Source organism: Priestia sp. VA7 (genome assembly GCF_055710015.1).
The window spans coordinates 194,733-213,213 of record NZ_JBVQPN010000005.1; the positions used below are offsets into that span (position 1 = coordinate 194,733).

General features: G+C 36.9%; 16 protein-coding genes. 7 read left to right on the forward strand and 9 right to left on the reverse strand.

Annotated elements, in window-relative coordinates; translation table 11 throughout:
* Nucleotides 1-7: 7 nt before the first annotated feature.
* Nucleotides 8-1,060 (reverse strand): glycosyltransferase family 4 protein, encoded by a 1,053-nt coding sequence (locus AC0C45_RS23100; RefSeq protein WP_013059776.1) that lies wholly within the window; start codon nt 1,058-1,060, stop codon nt 8-10.
* A gap of 628 nt (nt 1,061-1,688) precedes the next feature.
* Between AC0C45_RS23100 and AC0C45_RS23105 the strand changes: the two genes are divergently transcribed.
* Nucleotides 1,689-2,222 (forward strand): NfeD family membrane protein, encoded by a 534-nt coding sequence (locus AC0C45_RS23105; protein ID WP_034648312.1) that lies wholly within the window; start codon nt 1,689-1,691, stop codon nt 2,220-2,222.
* Between the two features lie 20 nt (nt 2,223-2,242).
* A complete protein-coding gene (locus AC0C45_RS23110; protein WP_013085445.1) occupies nt 2,243-3,772 on the forward strand; it encodes a flotillin family protein in 1,530 nt (509 codons plus the stop codon).
* A gap of 36 nt (nt 3,773-3,808) precedes the next feature.
* Here AC0C45_RS23110 and AC0C45_RS23115 read toward each other — a convergent pair whose 3' ends face one another.
* The 3 genes from AC0C45_RS23115 to galU all read right to left on the reverse strand — a co-directional run bounded on the left by AC0C45_RS23115 (nt 3,809) and on the right by galU (nt 6,996).
* The gene (locus AC0C45_RS23115) at nt 3,809-4,516 is read right to left on the reverse strand and encodes a WecB/TagA/CpsF family glycosyltransferase (protein ID WP_013059779.1); all 708 of its coding nucleotides are present in this window, start codon (nt 4,514-4,516) and stop codon (nt 3,809-3,811) included.
* A 66-nt stretch (nt 4,517-4,582) separates the two neighbouring features.
* On the reverse strand, nt 4,583-5,866 hold the full coding sequence (locus tag AC0C45_RS23120; RefSeq protein WP_013059780.1) for a nucleotide sugar dehydrogenase: 1,284 nt from the start codon (nt 5,864-5,866) through the stop codon (nt 4,583-4,585).
* A 245-nt stretch (nt 5,867-6,111) separates the two neighbouring features.
* Nucleotides 6,112-6,996 (reverse strand): UTP--glucose-1-phosphate uridylyltransferase GalU, encoded by an 885-nt coding sequence (gene galU, locus AC0C45_RS23125; protein WP_016765909.1) that lies wholly within the window; start codon nt 6,994-6,996, stop codon nt 6,112-6,114.
* Nucleotides 6,997-7,237: 241 nt separating this feature from the next.
* On the opposite strand from galU, the gene AC0C45_RS23130 reads away from it, so the two are divergent.
* From AC0C45_RS23130 to AC0C45_RS23140, 3 genes are all read left to right on the forward strand, one after another.
* Nucleotides 7,238-8,800: a replication initiation protein gene (locus AC0C45_RS23130; protein ID WP_237893131.1), complete on the forward strand. Its 1,563-nt coding sequence runs from the start codon at nt 7,238-7,240 to the stop codon at nt 8,798-8,800.
* Nucleotides 8,793-11,423, forward strand: coding sequence for a DEAD/DEAH box helicase (locus AC0C45_RS23135; protein ID WP_047933499.1), 2,631 nt, complete (start codon nt 8,793-8,795; stop codon nt 11,421-11,423). Before AC0C45_RS23130 ends, AC0C45_RS23135 begins: the two co-directional genes overlap by 8 nt.
* 297 nt (nt 11,424-11,720) lie before the next feature.
* A complete protein-coding gene (locus AC0C45_RS23140) occupies nt 11,721-12,767 on the forward strand; it encodes a C40 family peptidase (RefSeq protein ID WP_472928876.1) in 1,047 nt (348 codons plus the stop codon).
* A 517-nt stretch (nt 12,768-13,284) separates the two neighbouring features.
* Here AC0C45_RS23140 and ssb read toward each other — a convergent pair.
* Complete coding sequence (gene ssb / locus AC0C45_RS23145; RefSeq protein WP_016765913.1) at nt 13,285-13,647, reverse strand: single-stranded DNA-binding protein; 363 nt, start codon at nt 13,645-13,647, stop codon at nt 13,285-13,287.
* Between the two features lie 96 nt (nt 13,648-13,743).
* Here ssb and AC0C45_RS23150 point away from each other — a divergent pair, with 96 nt between their 5' ends.
* Nucleotides 13,744-14,181 carry a YwpF-like family protein gene (locus AC0C45_RS23150; RefSeq protein WP_013085451.1) on the forward strand — a complete coding sequence of 146 codons (438 nt, stop codon included), beginning with the start codon at nt 13,744-13,746 and terminating at the stop codon, nt 14,179-14,181.
* Nucleotides 14,182-14,704: 523 nt separating this feature from the next.
* The gene (locus tag AC0C45_RS23155) at nt 14,705-15,127 is read left to right on the forward strand and encodes a helix-turn-helix domain-containing protein (protein ID WP_034648293.1); all 423 of its coding nucleotides are present in this window, start codon (nt 14,705-14,707) and stop codon (nt 15,125-15,127) included.
* Nucleotides 15,128-15,155: 28 nt separating this feature from the next.
* On the opposite strand, the gene fabZ is transcribed toward AC0C45_RS23155, so the two are convergent.
* The 4 genes from fabZ to mreB form a co-directional block, all read right to left on the reverse strand.
* Complete coding sequence (gene fabZ, locus AC0C45_RS23160) at nt 15,156-15,590, reverse strand: 3-hydroxyacyl-ACP dehydratase FabZ (protein ID WP_013059788.1); 435 nt, start codon at nt 15,588-15,590, stop codon at nt 15,156-15,158.
* A gap of 83 nt (nt 15,591-15,673) precedes the next feature.
* Nucleotides 15,674-16,495, reverse strand: a complete 822-nt coding sequence (locus AC0C45_RS23165; protein WP_034648291.1) for a flagellar hook-basal body protein — start codon at nt 16,493-16,495, stop codon at nt 15,674-15,676.
* A gap of 23 nt (nt 16,496-16,518) precedes the next feature.
* Nucleotides 16,519-17,343 carry a flagellar hook-basal body protein gene (locus AC0C45_RS23170; protein WP_047931254.1) on the reverse strand — a complete coding sequence of 275 codons (825 nt, stop codon included), beginning with the start codon at nt 17,341-17,343 and terminating at the stop codon, nt 16,519-16,521.
* Between the two features lie 114 nt (nt 17,344-17,457).
* On the reverse strand, nt 17,458-18,459 hold the full coding sequence (gene mreB / locus AC0C45_RS23175; RefSeq protein ID WP_013085455.1) for a rod shape-determining protein: 1,002 nt from the start codon (nt 18,457-18,459) through the stop codon (nt 17,458-17,460).
* Between the last annotated feature and the right edge of the window lie 22 nt (nt 18,460-18,481).

Consider the following 18,481-nt stretch of genomic DNA (forward strand, 5'->3'; position numbering starts at 1 on the left):
TTTTTAATTAATTTTTTAAACGAAGTCCACGGACCATGTTGAGAATTGGCCTATATGTCTTATCAACTAGTCCTATCTTTTCAACGATAATTTCAATCGCTACAAGGAGGATAGCTAGTACAAGAAAAGATCCCCACATTGTTTGTACCTTTGAGAAGATAACTGCCGCTAAACCAAATATCGCACTCATTCCATAAATAATTAAAACCGTTTGTCTATGGCTGTACCCTAAGCGCAACAAGCAATGATGCAAATGAGATTTATCAGGAGCCGATAGCGGTTGATTTTTTACGATTCGGCGAATAATAGCAAAGAACGTATCTGAAATTGGTACCCCTAAAATAATAACTGGAACAATGAAAGAAATAACCGCTACATTTTTAAATCCTAACAGAGACAATACAGAAATCATATAGCCTAAAAATAGTGCTCCTGTATCGCCCATAAAAATCTTAGCGGGGTGAAAGTTGTAAAACAAAAATCCGAGCGTACTTCCCAATACGATGAAACCCATGCTTGTCACAAACACATTGCCCATCATAATAGCCATACCCGAGATGGTAATCAATACAATAGAGGAAACGCCGGCAGCTAATCCATCCAATCCATCAATTAAATTAATAGCATTGGTAATTCCTACAATCCATAATACCGTAATTGGAATACTTAACATTCCGAATTCTAATTTTCCGCCAAACGGCAAGTTAATGAAATCAATTTGGACTCCACCGTATACAACAACAATTAATGTCGCTACTAGCTGACCGCCTAATTTGATTTTAGCGGATAGCTCAATCATATCATCTAAGACACCGGTAATGATGATAATGATGCTTCCGATTAAAATCGGCAGCGCATATTTACTGTCAGGCTGTAAAACGAGGTATCCAATAAGAAAACTAAAAAATATCGCCAAACCTCCAAGGCGAGGCATAATTTTTTGATGAACTTTTCGTTGATTTGGTTTATCCGTTGCACCTATTTTAAACGCCAGCTTCTTAACCAGCGGAGTGATCAGAATAGATGTAATAAAACAAATAAACAAGGTCAAATATAGCATGGAGACCCTCCTCAGGTTTATGTTAACCAAAACCATAAAAAATGTATCCAACTTTATATAATTGGATAGTATTTCAAATTGCTTATAACAATAATTACTTACTTATTCCCAAAATGGATTATATCACAATGATTCTACTACTTAAATAGAAATTTATTCTCAAAAATTAGCACATTTACAAACTATCAATAGAAAAGAATTGTATTTTTTTGTGTATAAACAGCTGATTTACTTTATTCTTATGTGGTTATTTTATGTAGAACATTTTCTTTACTATGCTTTATTAAAATATAAGCGAACTCCCCCCTTTTCGTCTAATTTATTCGTCATCTCTAACTCTTTTTCCTTTTTATTAAGCATATTTAAACCTTTATTTTTATTTCATATGGCCCACTCATTATATGAACAAACTTTTAACCTATGCATGTCCACTATTTCAAACCCCATTCACTGAATCGTTGTCCTTATCTTATATCATTTAAAAGTTAAAATATAGTAAAATGGATAGAGATAAAATTAAACAAAAAAAGGAATTTTATCAAAAAAATGAAACTTTTTTCGATACGGTTCGTAATACATAGTAGGAACAGCATCAATCATCTTACATAAAGGGGGTGTTGAATGAACTATGTTCGGTCTATCTGTTCAAACAGTGTATTTGTATGGATTAATTATCTGCGGAAGTCTCACCTTCTTATACATTTTATTTAGCGATTTGTTAGATGGATTATCTGAAGCGATACCTTTTTTTAACCCCACTCTTTTTTTTTCTTTTTTAACATTCTTTAGTGCCAGTGGATATTTGTTCGCCTATACGTCATTGCAAAATTATTTGATTATTTCGATTTCCGCTCTTATTGCCCTTCTACTCGTTATTTTGCTCAATGTTTTTGTATTGATTCCTTTATCATCGGCTGAAGAGTCTCTTGCTTTTACTGAAGATTCGTTAAAAGGAAGACTTGGTACCATTATTACTTCCGTTCCTGCAGATGGTTATGGAGAAGTATTTATCGAAGGGGTTAGCGGCACTATTTCCAAACCCGCTGCCAGCTTTAAAAACACTGCTATACCTTTAGGCAGCAAAGTGCTTGTTGTAGATATACAAAGGGGCAACGCACTCGTTGTGATTTATGAAGAAGTTATCACCAATCACTCATTATAAATAGTATTAGGGGGAGTTTTATGTTTTCAACACCTATATTAGTTGTCGTTGGAATTGTTGTTTTTTTATTAATTGCGCTGATTGCCGTATTTATTACAAAATACCGTACAGCAGGTCCAGATGAAGCGTTAATTGTAACAGGAAGCTATCTGGGAAATAAAAACGTGCACGTCGATGAATCCGGAAACCGCATTAAAATTGTTCGCGGAGGCGGTACGTTTGTGCTGCCAGTTTTTCAGCAGGCTGAGCCTCTGAGCTTGCTGTCAAGCAAACTTGAAGTATCTACACCTGAAGTATATACAGAACAAGGTGTTCCTGTTATGGCTGATGGGGTATCAATCATCAAAATTGGAGGTTCTATTTCAGAAATTGCAACGGCCGCTGAGCAGTTTTTAGGCAAAGCAAAAGAAGATCGCGAAACCGAAGCTAGAGAAGTCTTAGAAGGTCACCTTCGCTCGATTCTTGGTTCTATGACGGTAGAAGAAATTTATAAAAACCGTGAAAAATTCTCTCAAGAAGTACAGCGCGTAGCTTCACAAGATCTGGCTAAAATGGGCTTAATTATTGTATCGTTTACAATTAAAGACGTTCGGGATAAGAACGGCTATCTAGAATCTCTAGGGAAACCTCGTATTGCTCAAGTTAAGCGAGATGCTGACATTGCAACAGCAGAAGCTGAAAAAGAAACAAGAATCAAGCGTGCTGAGGCTCATAAAGATGCCCAAAAAGCGGAGCTTGAGCGAAATACAGAAATCGCGGAAGCTGAAAAAATGAATCAGTTAAAAACCGCTGAATATCGTCGCGAACAAGATATTGCCAAAGCTCGTGCTGACCAAGCATATGATCTAGAAACAGCTCGCGCGAAACAAGATGTAACAGAACAAGAAATGCAAATCCGCATCATTGAACGTCAGAAACAAATTGAATTAGAAGAAAAAGAAATTCTTCGTCGTGAGCGTCAATACGATTCTGAAGTAAAAAAGAAAGCAGATGCAGATCGTTACTCTGTTGAACAATCCGCAGAAGCTGAAAAAGCAAAACAGCTTGCTGAAGCAGACGCCAACAAATATCGAATTGAAGCAATGGCTAAAGCTGAAGCTGAACGCGTTCGAATTGATGGTTTAGCAAAGGCGGAAGCTCAGCGTGCCCAAGGTGAATCTGAAGCTGAGATTATCCGCTTAAAAGGTTTAGCTGAAGCTGAAGCTAAACAAAAAGTAGCTGAAGCATTCGAGCAGTTCGGTCAAGCGGCTATTTTAGATATGATTATCAAGATGCTTCCTGAATATGCAAAACAAGTTGCAAGTCCTTTAGCAAATATCGACAAAATTACGGTTGTGGATACAGGAAGCAACGGTGAAAACAGCGGAGCTAATAAAGTGACTGGCTATGCAACAAACTTAATGTCTTCTCTTCAAGAATCGCTGAAAGCATCCTCAGGTATAGATGTGAAGGAATTGATTGAAAACTTTTCTGGAAAAGGAAATGTGCGACAAAGCTTGCACGAACTAACGGATGAAATCAAGCAACAAAACAAGAAAGAAGATATCTAAAAATAAAAAGCATGCGGATTATATCCGCATGCTTTTTTAACCTCTTAACACTCGAAGAAGAAACCTAGGTAATTCTAACTGACGCTTCCATCTCCATGGTTCTTTTAACAGTCGATAAAGCCACTCTAAACCAAACTTTTGAAAAACAGCAGGTGCTCGGTTCAATCGTCCTGAAATAACATCGAACGAGCCCCCTACGCCTTGATAAACAGAAGGATTAAGTTTCTCTTTATGAGCAATAATCCAATTTTCTTGGGCTGGACTGCCTAAAGCCACAAAAACAATTTCTGCTCCTGAATCATTAATCGTACGTTCAATGACTTCTTCATTTTTTTCATAGCCATTTAATGTTCCAACAATTAAAATCCCTGGAAACATCTCTTCCAACTTAGCTTTGGCTTCATCTGCAATTCCAGGCTTGGCTCCGTATAAAAAAATTCTTTTACCGTTATTCGTTGCTTCTTTACACAGCTTCAGCATCATATCAATACCCGTTACACGCTCACGAATACGTCCCTTTTTGAGCTTTGAAGCTAAAATCACACCGATTCCATCTGGAATTTGATAAGTCGCTTGATTTAATAGTGACTTTAATTCCCTGTCTTCTTGTGCTTTCATAATTTTTTCAGGGTTGATTGCTACAATAAATGATTTTCGGCCTTTATCTATATCCTGAAGTAACTTTACCGCTAGCTCATCGTACGTGTCGCTACAAACGTCTATTCCTAAGATGTTTTCCTTCATTAAATCACCCGTATGTTGATTTTTTAGTTTTTTACAAACGAAAGACAGGCTGTTCAGCCCGTCTTTTTATAAAGTAGAAACTTTTGAATCACCAAGTAACACTACGTCAAAGCCTGCTGCTTTCCATTGATCACGCTGAATGCAGTTTTTCGTATCAAAAATAACTTTTGTACGCATGTGATTTTCAACAGCTGATGGAAGAAGCTCTTTGAACTCATTATGATCTGTTAAAATAAGAATCACATCCGCATGTGCAACAGCTTCATCCAAACTTTGCGTCTGACGTTCGATTTTATTCTCTTTGATATGAGGATCAAATGCTGTGTAATCAACGCCCAGCTTTTCTAAATGATGAAGTACATCTGTTGATGGACTTTCACGCATATCGTCAATATTCCCTTTAAAAGCTAAACCTAAAACAGCTACACGTCCATGTTGAATGCCCTTTTCATCTAGTAGGCTTTTCGTTTTCAATGCTGTATATTCAGGCATTGAATCATTTGTATGACGAGAAAGAGAAATAATTTTTGCCAGTTCTGGCTGAAGCTCCGTTAAGAACCAAGGGTCAACAGCAATACAGTGGCCGCCTACACCAGGACCTGGTAAATGAATGTTTACACGTGGATGATAGTTCGCTAACTTAATCGCTTCCCACGCGTTTACACCAATTTTTTCACTGATTTTTGCCAGCTCATTTGCAAACGCAATGTTCACATCACGATATGTGTTTTCGATTACTTTCACCATTTCAGCTGTTGTAGCATCCGTTACGTGAATATTTCCTTTTACAAATGTTTTATAAAGCTCAACAGTCAAACGACTAGACTCTTCGTTAATACCACCGACAATACGGTCATTATTGACTAATTCCTCAAATACTTTTCCTGGAATAACGCGTTCAGGTGAATGAGAAACAAATAACTCACTGCCTAATTCTAAACCAGTTTCTTTTAGCACAGGTAGCATAACGTCTTCTACTGTACGCGGAGGAACTGTGGATTCTAAAATTACTAAATTTCCTTTACGAACGTAAGGAACAATCGATTTTGTCGCTTCTCGAACATAGTTCAAGTTTGCCGTTTTATCTTCATTAATTGGTGATGGTACAGCAATAATAAAAATATCCGCCTCTTCAGCTGTTGTGCCTACCGTGAAGTGTCCGTTGTCAACTGCTGATTCTAAACGTTCTTGTAAGCCGTTTTCTTCTATATGAAGTTGCTTATTTTTAATTAATTCTACTGCTTTTTCATTTACGTCGACACCATGTACATATAAGCCGTGATTGGCAAACATAACAGCTGTCGGTAAACCTATATATCCTAAACCAACTACACACAATTTCTTTGTCATTGCAGAAAATCTCCTTTATATGACATGCTTAATAAATAAAACCTATCTGATATTATATCGAAAAATGTCATTTCATGATAGCATTTATATAAAAACATGAAATAATTTCTTTTACTTATTATTATGTAACATTTTATGAGAATTCATCAATAAACGATATAACCATCTTTTATACAACGAGCTCTAACCCAAAAGAACTATTGAAAATCTCCTTGATTCCCAATAGTTCCCCTAGTAAATATATTTTACATATGCCCTTCTTTTTCGACAATTTCTCTAAAATAGCTCACTAACTCTTCTCGCAGCGGTTCTCTTTGCAGAGCTAAATCAATTGTTGCTTTAATGAATCCAAATTTATCTCCAACATCATAACGTTTTCCTTCGAAATAATAAGCAAGAACACGTTGAAATTCATTCAGGCGTAAAATAGCATCTGTTAATTGAATTTCTCCTCCTGCGCCAATCTCTTCTCTGCTTAAGATATCAAAAATTTCCGGTGTTAAAATATAGCGCCCCATAATTGCATAGCCAGAAGGGGCCTCTTCTGGATTCGGTTTTTCAACGAGCGTTTCTACGTCTAATAATCCTTTTTCAAGAGGCTCTCCTTTAGGACCTACAATTCCGTACTTTGAAGTTTCTTTCCTAGGCACCTCCTGTACACCAACTACAGCGCATTCATATTTTTCGTATACGTTCATTAACTGTTTCAAACAAGGTGTTTCTGATTGAACTACATCATCGCCTAGCATAACAGCAAAAGGTTCATCTCCGATAAAACTTCTTGCACAGTGAATGGCATGACCTAACCCTTTAGGTTCCTTTTGACGAATGTAGTGAACATTAGCCAAATTCGAAATCCCCTGCACTTCTTCGAGCATGTCCCACTTTTCCTTTGCGGCTAATGTTTCTTCTAACTCATATGATTTATCAAAATGGTCTTCGATTGCTCGTTTTCCGCGACCGCTTACAATTAAAATATCTTCAATACCTGATGCTACTGCTTCTTCCACAATGTATTGAATCGTTGGTTTATCTACAATTGGCAGCATTTCTTTAGGCTGTGCTTTTGTAGCCGGCAAAAAGCGTGTCCCTAATCCAGCTGCTGGAATAATAGCTTTACGAATTTTCACTTACTTTTCCTCCTGTCAATGTCAATCGTGCTTATTGGTTATAGTATAGTAAGTCTGCGATTGAGTATGTACACAAAGTCATGTTGAATCCATTTCTTTTTATAAAGAGTCATGTTGGATTCTGCTTTATCATAACAAAAGATTTTGTATAATTCTATTTTTATCATTTATAATGAAAAGAAAATTAATCAATTATAAATATAATTTTATGCTCCACTTATGTATAGAAAGGAATGGGATTATGAGTTCGTTTTCAGATCACTTACAGCACCAATTTATACATCATTTCCCGTACAGTGATGTACGCTATCGCATGAATGCCCAAGCAGGGCTAGACCTTTACCGTACCCATTCATTCTTCATTTTGCACAATGATGAACAGATATTAAATGTTAAAATCGATTCGTTTTATGTGGAACTAAACAAGCAGCTGCTCCCTGAAAGTACCTGTTCTTGTCAGCATAACGGATTTTGTGAACACTGCTTTGCAGCGTTTTTTTATATGTACTCATTAATAGAACCGCTTGCGCCCCTATTCAAAGAATGGCGAAACCATGAAAAAGCAGCTTTGACTATGCTATCTGCCAAACAAGTGTTAAAAAAGCCGAAGGCAACTTTTCAAGAGTGGAGACAAACTTTTGAGGAGCAGTATACGCTTTTTATGCAGGGGCGGAACGAAAATGACCGTTCTATTTATCATGAATATTATCAGTACTATTACCGTGCTTTAGTGAAAAAGGCTCCTGAGCACCCATTGCTTTATGCTTTATTTTGTATGTATGGAGGGGTTCATACATTCTATAAACTATCAGCTCAATTACAGGCACATCAGCTTTCTACTAACATCGAGGAATCATTCGTATATAGTCACGTCTACAAAATAACAAATGAAATTTATGCTACCGCTGATTCATTAAAGCAAATGAAATACGATGGAGATGCATTATCTATTATAGAGGATAGCATTCCATACATCCGAGAATTATTGCATAAAGATATGCCTTTACAATATGAACGTATTGAGATTTATCGCGTTGTTTGGCAAAAAATCTTCACGTTAGAAAAGTGGCGAAAAACTGAGGAAAGCAAATTAAAAGCTAAGTACGGTTCTTTTATAAACAATACAGCTCTTTCCTATCTTTTATTCCTTCAAGAAAAAGATGGGGAAGCAAAAGAACGTTTGAGCGATGAAACACTACAAACAATTCCCTATCTTATTCCTTGGTTAAATGATTTATTGCATGAAAAAGAAACTGACCGCTTTGCTCAGTGGGGCTCTTATATAATGACCTATATAGGAGATTACGTACGCACCGTTCCGACTACTTATCAAGGAAGCCGAAACATGGTCTCCATGATTGTAAATTTATTTCAGCACTATAAAGACTTAACGAACGATCAAACTTTGTATATTGAAGCATTGCAAACATTACTTCCCTATAGTTTTATTGAATACAGTGATTTTCTATATGCTTCTGACCAATTGAAAAAGTGGGTTGAATTACAGGTGCTTCTTCAATATGACAGCATCAAATATGACGAGCAAACGATAGAAGCCTTAAAACAAAAAGATGAAAAGCTGGTTATTCCTCTTTATCATCAAATGATCTCAAAGCTGATTTATGAAAAAAAGAAAAGCAGTTACCAAGAAGCCTATATCTACTTACAAGAATTAAAGAGACTTTATCTACAAATGAATCGCTCTCTACTATGGGAACATTATATGGAAGAATTAGCGATAAAAACAAAGAAACAGCGCTCGTTTCAACAACTATTAGAAAAAGGAGATTTACTGAATGTTTGATTTGTTCCATTTAACACTTGAAGTCGAACCTGTACACGGTGACTTTTTTCTCTACTGTGTATCACCTAGCGGCCAAATTTTGCTCCCTGATACATGGAAAGATGCGCTGTTTCTATGGCATGAACAGACCTATTACGGAAGCGAAGCCACACAGGTTGAGATTAATGGAAAAAAAGGAATTCTTCTTTCTGCATGGCAAATGTTCACTTTCATACAATTACCTATTCAACAGCATGTGTTGAAACCGGCTTTGTCCGCTTCAGCGGAAGCTTATCAGCAAATTGCAGTCGATATGACAAAGAGGATTATCCAAGGGAAATTTCATTCTCTTCCTTTAAAAAAACAAATGACTGGATCGCTTTCACAAGCTGATGAGCAAGAGTGGCGAGCACAAATTAAAGAGAGCCTATTAAAAAAGGAAGGAAAGGACTTTTTAATAAGCATAGAAGGCGAGAGCTATAATCCTCCCTTTGACCTTTCATTGCGTATTGTAGAGCCAACGACCGATGGAGATGTATGGACGGCTGAAACATTCGTGATTCCCCACGATGAAGCCAAAGAACCTTTTATACTGGGAAGAATGCTTCCTAAAGAGTGGAATCACTACGAATCATATATCGCTTATGAACACGAGCGATGGAAAGCATTGGCTCCTACTTTATACCAAAAAGGAGCTTTTATTCAGTCTGTCCTAACAGATGAGGAAGTATGGGAATTTCTAACTCAAGATAGTGCAGCATTGATTAAACAAGGTGTCTCTATCCATTTGCCAAGCTGGTGGGAATCATTAAAAAAAGCCACCATAAAAGTATCTGGTACTATAGAAAATACTTCATCTGCATTGTTTGGTAAACAAGCTATCAGCAGCTTCCGCTGGTCATTTTCTATTGGCGATCAAACTTTCTCAGAAGAAGAGTTTCGGAAATTAGTCGAACAAAAACGCCGATTATTATCTATTAGCGGACAGTGGATTCAACTGGATTCTAGATTAATTAAACAAGCGCAGAAAATTGTTAAAGAAGCTAGTAAAAAAGGCGTCTCAATTCATGAAATTTTAAAAACGAAGCTAACCTACATGGCAGACAGTAAAACCGATGAAGAAGAGGTAAAAGTTGAGTTCCAACTCCCCGCTTCCTTTCAATCATTTATTACATCCTTAACGGATTTAGAACGGCTGCCGGAAGTGCTGCCTCCCTCTGAATTTAAAGGTGCATTAAGACCTTATCAGCAGCAAGGTTTGAATTGGCTCATGTTTTTGAGAAAGTTTAACTTAGGAGGATGTCTAGCAGATGACATGGGGCTAGGTAAAACCATTCAATTAATTAGTTATTTAACAAATATTCATCCGTTACATAGCTCTCCTTCTCTTATCGTTTGCCCAACTTCTTTAATTGGAAACTGGGAAAAAGAATTACAGAAATTTGCCCCTTCTCTTCGTGTTCATGTTCATTACGGGCCGAAAAGAACCAACGGATACGCATTTGAGAAGATATGTGAAAGTACTGACGTTGTGATCACGACTTATCAAGTTGCTCTTTTGGATGTCGAATTGTTGAAAGGGTTTATGTGGAACAGCATTTCCTTAGACGAAGCACAACATGTTAAAAACCCGCAGACTAAACAGGCGAGAGCCATCCGTCAGCTGCAAGGAAGACACAAAATTGCGCTTACTGGAACTCCAATTGAAAACCGTCTGCTGGAACTATGGTCATTATTTGAATTCATCAATCCTGGTTATTTAGGAACAATTAATTCATTTAAAAACCGATTTGTAGCAGGTATTGAAAAAGGCGAGAAACCTGAACGAACTGTTGAGCTTAAAGCACTCATTCAGCCTTTTTTATTGAGAAGAACGAAACAAGATAAAAACATCGCCCGCTCACTGCCTGATAAACAAGAACAAAAAGAATATATCCCGCTGACAGCGGAACAAGCTTCACTTTACCAGGAGCTAGTTCAAGGAATGTTTCAAGAAACAGAGGAAAAAACAGGATTTGAACGAAAAGGCATAATTTTGCAAACACTAAATAAGCTAAAATTATTATGCAACCATCCAGCTTTGTACTTAAAGGAAAGTGCAGCTAAACAAACGGTACGGCGATCTCATAAAAGTGAAAAAATTATTGAACTCGTAGAGAGCATTCGCACACAGCAAGAAAGCTGTTTAATCTTTACTCAGTATATTGAAACAGGACTCATGCTGCAAAGAACCTTAGAAAAAGAAATCAACGAGCCGGTTTTATTCCTCCACGGAAGTTTGTCAAAAGAACAACGAGATGAAATGGTTGCTCAATTTCAAGCAAGGAACAAAGCCATCTTTATCCTTTCTCTTCGCGCAGGTGGAACTGGATTGAATTTAACAGCTGCAAATCACGTTATTCATTTTGACCGATGGTGGAACCCAGCTGTTGAAAACCAAGCAACCGATCGCGCCCATCGAATTGGGCAGAATAAATTTGTTCATGTTCATAAGTTTATTACAAGAGGAACGATTGAAGAAAAAATTGATGAAGTGATCAATCAAAAACAACATCTAAACAATGAACTCATACAAGGAGATCAATGGGTAACAGAACTTTCTAATAAAGAACTACAAGAGCTTCTTGCATACAGAAATGAATAAGAAAAATTATAAAATGTGTTACAACTTTACTGAAAAGAGGACTTTTTTACTTGTCCTCTTTTTTTATTAGATCATTCGACACAAAAAAATAAGTGTAAATCATTATCCAGCTACTTATAAAGATACAAAAAACGAAATAAATAGCGTTTTTTGTATAAAAAGGTATTTTTATAGAGAAAAATACCCTTTACTTTCTCTTTAAATTCCAGCATATTTATACATATAATATTTTTGTAATTTAATAGACATATTGGAAAAATAAATATGAAACATTTACATAATTAGGGGGATTTATTAATGAAAAAAAGGCAGCTCGCTTTATCTCTAGGCGCCATTGTTGGCGGGACATTCTTATATCACGCTTCAGCTGAAGCATCTGCTTCAACTGTTCAAGTGAAAGCTGGAGATACACTTTGGTCATTATCTACCAAATACCATACAACGGTAGAAGCTTTAAAAAGCGTAAATAAGTTATCTTCAAATACAATTCACATAGGACAAACGTTATCGATTCCTTCTGCTTCAACCTCTCAACCATCTAATAAGGAAGAACAGCCTTCAGCTCCTTCTACTGGTTCGACATATAAAGTTCAAAGCGGCGATACCCTTTGGAAAGTTGCTACTCGTTTTAATATGAGCGTAGAAGAATTAAAACGTTTGAACGCTCTTTCTTCTAACATTATTTATATTAACCAAACGTTAAAAGTAAATGGAAGCAATAGCGCATCGACTCCAACTACGAGTAAACCAGCAGAAACTCCTTCTAAGGATGCAAATGGAACTTACAAAGTTCAGCGTGGAGATAGCCTATCTAAAATAGCTTCGACATTTCACATGAGCGTGAGTGAGCTAAAACAAATAAACGGATTAACGTCTAATACGATTTATGTAAATCAACAATTAAAGGTATCAAAAAGCAGCGAAACAACTACGCCAACAACAAAACCAAGTACATCCACACCTTCAACTTCTAACGGAACATTAAATGTATCGCAAATGATTTCAGAGGCAAAACGTTATATAGGTGTTCCTTACAAATGGGGTGGCACAACTCCTTCTGGTTTTGACTGCAGCGGATTCATTTATTACGTAACGAAACAACAAATTTCTACAACGCGCTATACGACGGCTGGTTATTGGAGTGTATCAACACCCGTCAGTAATCCACAGCCTGGAGACTTAGTGTTTTTTAATACATATTCTAGCGGTCCTTCACATATGGGCATTTACCTTGGTAATCGTCAATTTATTCATGCTGGATCTTCTACGGGTGTAACCATTGCAAGCTTAGATAACAGCTACTGGAGCAAGCGCTACTTAGGTGCAAAAAGATTTTCTAAATAATTGATAGAAGCTGAAACAAAAGTATTTTAGTTGAAGGAAGATCCGAACGAGTTTGATTCTTGATGAAGAATCAAACTCGTTCGGATTTTTTCATTGGTAGGGTGGAAGTAGTTTTCATATATGTAGGGAGGGCAAAGCGAAGACTCCTGCGAGAAAAGCAGAATAGATGATCCCGCGCGCAAGTGACGAGGAGGCTCATCAGCCGTCCACGGAAAGCGAAGCCTTGCACGGAAATCAACAGTGGTTTAACAAATGATCCATACTAGCTCATCCCATTTGTTTGTCTTTAGATTGCATTAATTCAGTTATGTCTCAATCTCTTATATACAGAAAAAAACCGTTAAATGATTTAACGGCTGAAATAGAGGGATAGTTCGGGGATAGTGAATACTTTAATTTTCTCTCTTGAGAACATAGAAAGAGCCTTGCTCTTAAAAAGGATCTATCTTCTATTATGATAGATAAGAGGAATTAAAACCTTAGCTGAACTAATCACCCCCTTTCATACTAGATAACTTTATTCTTCTTGTTGATTTGAATCAAATGAAGAAAAACCGGATGGCTTTCCACTTAAAAACTTAACAGCATCAGCCACAACGTCGGTCATATATACTCGTTGCTGAAGATTATTTTCAAATGTGCGCGTTTGTACACGCCCTACTACACCTACAACCGCTCCTTTATCACAGTAAGCAGCCGTATTTTCTGCATTTTTTCTCCACAGAGTAATGTTGACAAAATCAGCATCATATTCACCTTCAACATTTCGAAACGTTCGATTAATTGCTAAAGTAATAGTAGATACTGCAATCCCTTCATGGGTATATCTAAGCTCAGGTTTTTTTGTCAGTCTTCCTACAAGAACAATATGGTTAATCATAGTCTACCACTCCAACTGATTGAATAATGGGAATCTTTAAGCTCATTCATGTTATAATATGGATAACCTACTATTTACGTAAAGGAGGAAACATCAATGAAAACATTTAAACTTGTGTCATTTCAATTGGTTGATGATCAAGAAAAGCGTCAGTCTGTCTCACTCACTAATGGACTTATTATTAATAAAGAAGACGGCGAAAATAACTGGATTTTAGAAGCAGTTATCGATAAGAAATGGTACGATGAATTTCATGTTTTGTTGAAAGATAAACAAAAAATAACGGTAGAAGCTAAAATTACGAAAGAAACAAATGATCCGGCTACCTTTATAGCTACCGTGGCTTCCATTACTTCAATTGGTGAAAATCGTATTAGTTTGTTGATGAAAGGTGTTTTAAAAGAACGGAGACTTCATTATGCTGAAATGCTCTTAGAGGATTTAATTAACCAAGGGTTATCAGGTCAAGATTTACTTCAACAGTTCAAACTGCAGCTTCGAAACAGACCGATAAAAAGTACATCTAAAAAATAAGTCAAGTCATCTCAAGGTGTCTGGATTTAAAAGGGAGGATTATTGTTTGCGGCCTTTTTCGTTGGTGCATGAGTAGGGTAAAGAAAAGAGAACTCACTGGAGAGGTACCTTTCTTTTTTTCCTAAAAATAAATGAGCACAACTAGAACGTTTGAAGCGATTATCTCTTATGCGAGCGCCTTGCCTTTTCAAATAAAAATTTGTCATTTTTTCACTCCTTTTTCTTTGTAATTCGTATATTAATGCATTTTTCCCCGTTATTCAACCATTTTTTTCAATATAACGAACAAAAAATAGGATTTTTTTACTATAAAAACCTCTATTTTTGTTCTTTTTTTTATATCCATGAAAAAAAACGAATCTTTTTAGAGAAAAAAAAGAAATAAAAACAGGTTTTATTCCCTTTATTGCAGAAGGTAAAGTGTATATGTTTCATATTGTGCGAATTCAGCATGTTACAAAGAATATGAACTACATTCGAACAATAAGACATATATTTATCTTTACGAAATCAGGTGATGCATATGAAAGATTTTGGAGAAAGAATTAAACAGTTCAGACTAAAAGGAGGATTTTCACAAGAAGAATTAGCAAATCAATTGAATGTTTCTCGTACAACTATTTCAAAATGGGAATGTTCAAAACAAACACCTTCTATTTTTGATTTTTTATCTTTATGTAATTGTTTTCAAATTACGCTGGACCAACTTATTGAGCCTTCCTCTTATAAACAAGATCATTTACATGACTTCCAACTTCTTTACTTAACAAGAAAATGTGAATCGGATTCACATGACGAGACCATTTTAACCCTCATAGATAAACAGCCCTTATTGAAACATGTGCTCTTACAATTTTCATCTCTGTCACCAACACTTCAAAAAGAGTTGCTAACGGATATTATACCTTTATTAAAGAAACTTTTTTCTGCTTTGCAGCGCCAATAAAAAAAGCTGCATCAGCAGCTCTTATGTACTATTCTTTTTTATCGCCTAAAGCAAACATAATATCTGTTTCGCAGACTAACTCTCCATCTACAGTTGCGATACCTTTTCCTTTGCCAATAGATCCACGCGCACGTACAATTTCCACCTCTAAACGCAGTTGATCACCAGGTCTTACTTGCTTTTTAAAGCGGCAGTTGTCAATGCCTGCAAAAAATGCTAAACGTCCTTGATTTTCTTCTTTTTTTAGCATAGCTACTGCTCCTACCTGAGCCAAAGCTTCTACAATTAAAACCCCTGGCATCACAGGATAGTCAGGGAAATGCCCGTTAAAAAATTCTTCATTGGCAGATACGTTTTTTAAACCAACTGCTTTTTTTCCCTCTTCCACTTCTAAAATACGATCGACCAATAAAAATGGATATCGGTGTGGAATAATTTCTTTAATTTGTTCAATATCAAGCATAAATAAGTCTCCTTTCAAACCGCATGTAACATACGATACTATTATCAATATACAGAATGCTCAATTGAGAAGCAACTACTTGCTTAAGCTCTGATTCCATTAACCAAGCCCATCATTTGATCTGCAATTGAAATAGAGCGGGAATTAAATTGATACGCACGTTGAGCAATGGACATATCAGTAAGTTCTTTACTCAAATCTACATTTGACTGTTCCAATTTCCCTTGCTCTACGCCTGCTGTTTCTCGAGCCTTTCCAGTCAAATCTGTAAACATATTCGGTTGGTTCATCCCTGCTGGAAAAGCAAATAGATTTTCTCCTTTAGCTTCTAGCACCTGCGGCTTTTGGACATTTGTTAACCCAAGTGTAAACTGGTCAACACCCTTATTCGTAGTAACCGTTATCGTTCCACTTCCATCAATTTGTATATCTTTGAACGCGTTACTGAAAATAATAGCTTGACCATTTTCCCCCAGCACATCCTGACCAGAACCGTTTACTAATTTAACATTGTTCGGGCCTTCAGGGCTAAGATGAAAAGAACCATCTCTCGTATATTGTACAGGCTGTTGGGAATCGTTTACGGCAACTTGAAAATAAACGTTTGGATTTGATGCAGCTACATCTAATAGTTTATCTGTATTCTGAAAAGCACCCTGCGTCATATTCAAGCTCGTTTGATCTAAATAAGCGCCTGTGCCTTGCCGAATTCCAGCTGGCGTAAGCCGCTTTTCTGTTCCCTTATCTTCTTGATTGTTCACTTGTTGATACAGCATATCATTAAATGAAGCATCTCTCGCTTTATATCCTGTCGTATTTGTATTAGATAGATTATGGCCAATGACATCAAGCTGCTGCTGCAGCTGTCCCATCGTATTAGCCGCTGTTATCATTGTAAGGTTCATCCTTCTCATCTCCCCTGTTGCTTTTAGCGCACACGCCCAATTTCATTTGCCGCTTTATCCATGCTTCTATCGTAAGCTTGCATTATTTTTTGATTTGCCTCAAAAGCTCTGTAAGCCGTTAGTAAATCAGTCATACTTTGAGCAGCATCTACATTGGAACGTTCAACAAATCCTTGCTTTAACTGATAAGAAATGCCTGGATTATTCCTAGCTGAAGGCAAGGGCTGATTGTTCAGCGTTTCATACAATCCATTCCCTGCCTTTTTAATCGTTTGTAAGTCACTAGCATAAGCAATATCGATTTGTGCAACCTGCTGATTATTTTCCGTTACGTTACCTTGTGAATCAACTGTAAAGTTTTCATTTTTTAGTTGAATTGGTTGATTATTTGTATTTAATACATAAGCTCCGGTAGACGTAGTTAAAAACCCTTGCTGATCTAATGTAAAATTACTGTTTCTTGTATATTGAGGCGTATTATCAGGGCTTTGTACCACAAAAAATAGTCCGCCCTCTTTTGTAGGCATATTTTGCTCCATCAATGCAATATCAGTTGATTGATACGTTTGCTGAAGATCACCTTGTGTAAAATTTGGAACTGTTTCTTGCATATACACGCCCGTATTAATCGTACCTATTTCTTTTTTGTTCTGAACAGAGATGCTACGGTCAGTAGGTAAATCTTCAGATTCCATTCGCTGCAGCAACATATCAGGAAATGCCTTTAACGTACCTTGATCTGCTTTAAATCCCGGCGTATTAGCATTTGCTATGTTATTCGTTAATAAGTCAGTTTGACGCTGTTGAGACAGCATACCCGCTGCTGCCGTGTAAAACCCTTTAAACATACTTCATCCTCCTTACAAGTAAACGTTGCTCGTTATAGCCAGCTCACAGAGTATAATAGATAAAAGAAGAGACTCCTCTGTATGAAACGAGCCAATAGAGGAGTCTTCATTTATTTAAACAATATTGCGACGAGATAGTTTATCAATATTATCGAGCATAATACCTGTTCCAACAGCTACACAGCCCATTGGATTTTCTGCAATTAGCACAGGCACCTTTAATTCTTCCGCTAACAGCTGGTCCATACCGTGAAGCAATGCTCCACCGCCAGTTAAAATAACGCCTCTGTCTATAATATCGGCAGAAAGTTCAGGAGGTGTACGCTCTAATACACTTTTCGAAGCTTGTACAATGACGCTGACAGACTCTCTAAGTGCCTCCTCTACTTCTTCAGAATAAACAGTAATCGTACGAGGTAGGCCTGAAACCATGTCTCGCCCTCGAATGTCCAGCTCTTCATTACGAGCTTTAGGAAACACCGTACCAATTTTCACTTTAATTTCTTCTGCTGTACGCTCTCCGATTAAGAGCTTATATTTTTGCTTAATGTACTGCAAAATTTCGGCATCAAAACGATCACCAGCCATCTTAATAGAAGCTGCTGTTACGATATCGCCCATTGAAAGGACGGCCACATCGGTTGTACCTCCACCAATATCTACGACCATATTTCCGCTCGGCTGAAAGATATCCATTCCAGCGCCAATGGCCGCGACTTTTGGTTCTTCTTCCAAATAAATGGTTTTTCCACCGCTCTTTTCAGCAGCTTCGCGAATGGCTTTTTGTTCAACAGAGGTAATATTTGTTGGACAACAAATTAAAATGCGAGGCTTGGATAAAAAACCTTTTACATTTAATTTGTTAATAAAGTGTTTGAGCATAGACTCTGTAATTTCGAAGTCAGCGATAACACCATCTTTTAAGGGACGAATGGCAATAATATTACTGGGCGTTCTTCCTACCATACGTCTCGCTTCTTCCCCTACTGCTAGCACTCTATTTGTATTTTTATCAATCGCCACAACAGACGGTTCATTTAACACAATTCCTTTGCCTTTAACGTGAATTAAGACGTTAGCTGTACCTAAATCGATACCAATGTCTTTTGCTAACATACCTTAAATCCTCCTTCTATTT

Excerpts from the sequence above, each read along its gene's own strand:
- AC0C45_RS23100 (WP_013059776.1), bottom strand. The coding sequence starts at position 1,060 with ATGCTATATTTGACCTTGTTTATTTGTTTTATTACATCTATTCTGATC.
- AC0C45_RS23105 (WP_034648312.1), top strand. The coding sequence starts at position 1,689 with ATGTTCGGTCTATCTGTTCAAACAGTGTATTTGTATGGATTAATTATC.
- AC0C45_RS23110 (WP_013085445.1), top strand. The coding sequence starts at position 2,243 with ATGTTTTCAACACCTATATTAGTTGTCGTTGGAATTGTTGTTTTTTTA.
- AC0C45_RS23115 (WP_013059779.1), bottom strand. The coding sequence starts at position 4,516 with ATGAAGGAAAACATCTTAGGAATAGACGTTTGTAGCGACACGTACGAT.
- AC0C45_RS23120 (WP_013059780.1), bottom strand. The coding sequence starts at position 5,866 with ATGACAAAGAAATTGTGTGTAGTTGGTTTAGGATATATAGGTTTACCG.
- AC0C45_RS23130 (WP_237893131.1), top strand. The coding sequence starts at position 7,238 with ATGAGTTCGTTTTCAGATCACTTACAGCACCAATTTATACATCATTTC.
- AC0C45_RS23135 (WP_047933499.1), top strand. The coding sequence starts at position 8,793 with ATGTTTGATTTGTTCCATTTAACACTTGAAGTCGAACCTGTACACGGT.
- AC0C45_RS23140 (WP_472928876.1), top strand. The coding sequence starts at position 11,721 with ATGAAAAAAAGGCAGCTCGCTTTATCTCTAGGCGCCATTGTTGGCGGG.
- ssb (WP_016765913.1), bottom strand. The coding sequence starts at position 13,647 with ATGATTAACCATATTGTTCTTGTAGGAAGACTGACAAAAAAACCTGAG.
- AC0C45_RS23150 (WP_013085451.1), top strand. The coding sequence starts at position 13,744 with ATGAAAACATTTAAACTTGTGTCATTTCAATTGGTTGATGATCAAGAA.
- AC0C45_RS23155 (WP_034648293.1), top strand. The coding sequence starts at position 14,705 with ATGAAAGATTTTGGAGAAAGAATTAAACAGTTCAGACTAAAAGGAGGA.
- fabZ (WP_013059788.1), bottom strand. The coding sequence starts at position 15,590 with ATGCTTGATATTGAACAAATTAAAGAAATTATTCCACACCGATATCCA.
- AC0C45_RS23165 (WP_034648291.1), bottom strand. The coding sequence starts at position 16,495 with ATGAACCTTACAATGATAACAGCGGCTAATACGATGGGACAGCTGCAG.
- AC0C45_RS23170 (WP_047931254.1), bottom strand. The coding sequence starts at position 17,343 with ATGTTTAAAGGGTTTTACACGGCAGCAGCGGGTATGCTGTCTCAACAG.
- mreB (WP_013085455.1), bottom strand. The coding sequence starts at position 18,459 with ATGTTAGCAAAAGACATTGGTATCGATTTAGGTACAGCTAACGTCTTA.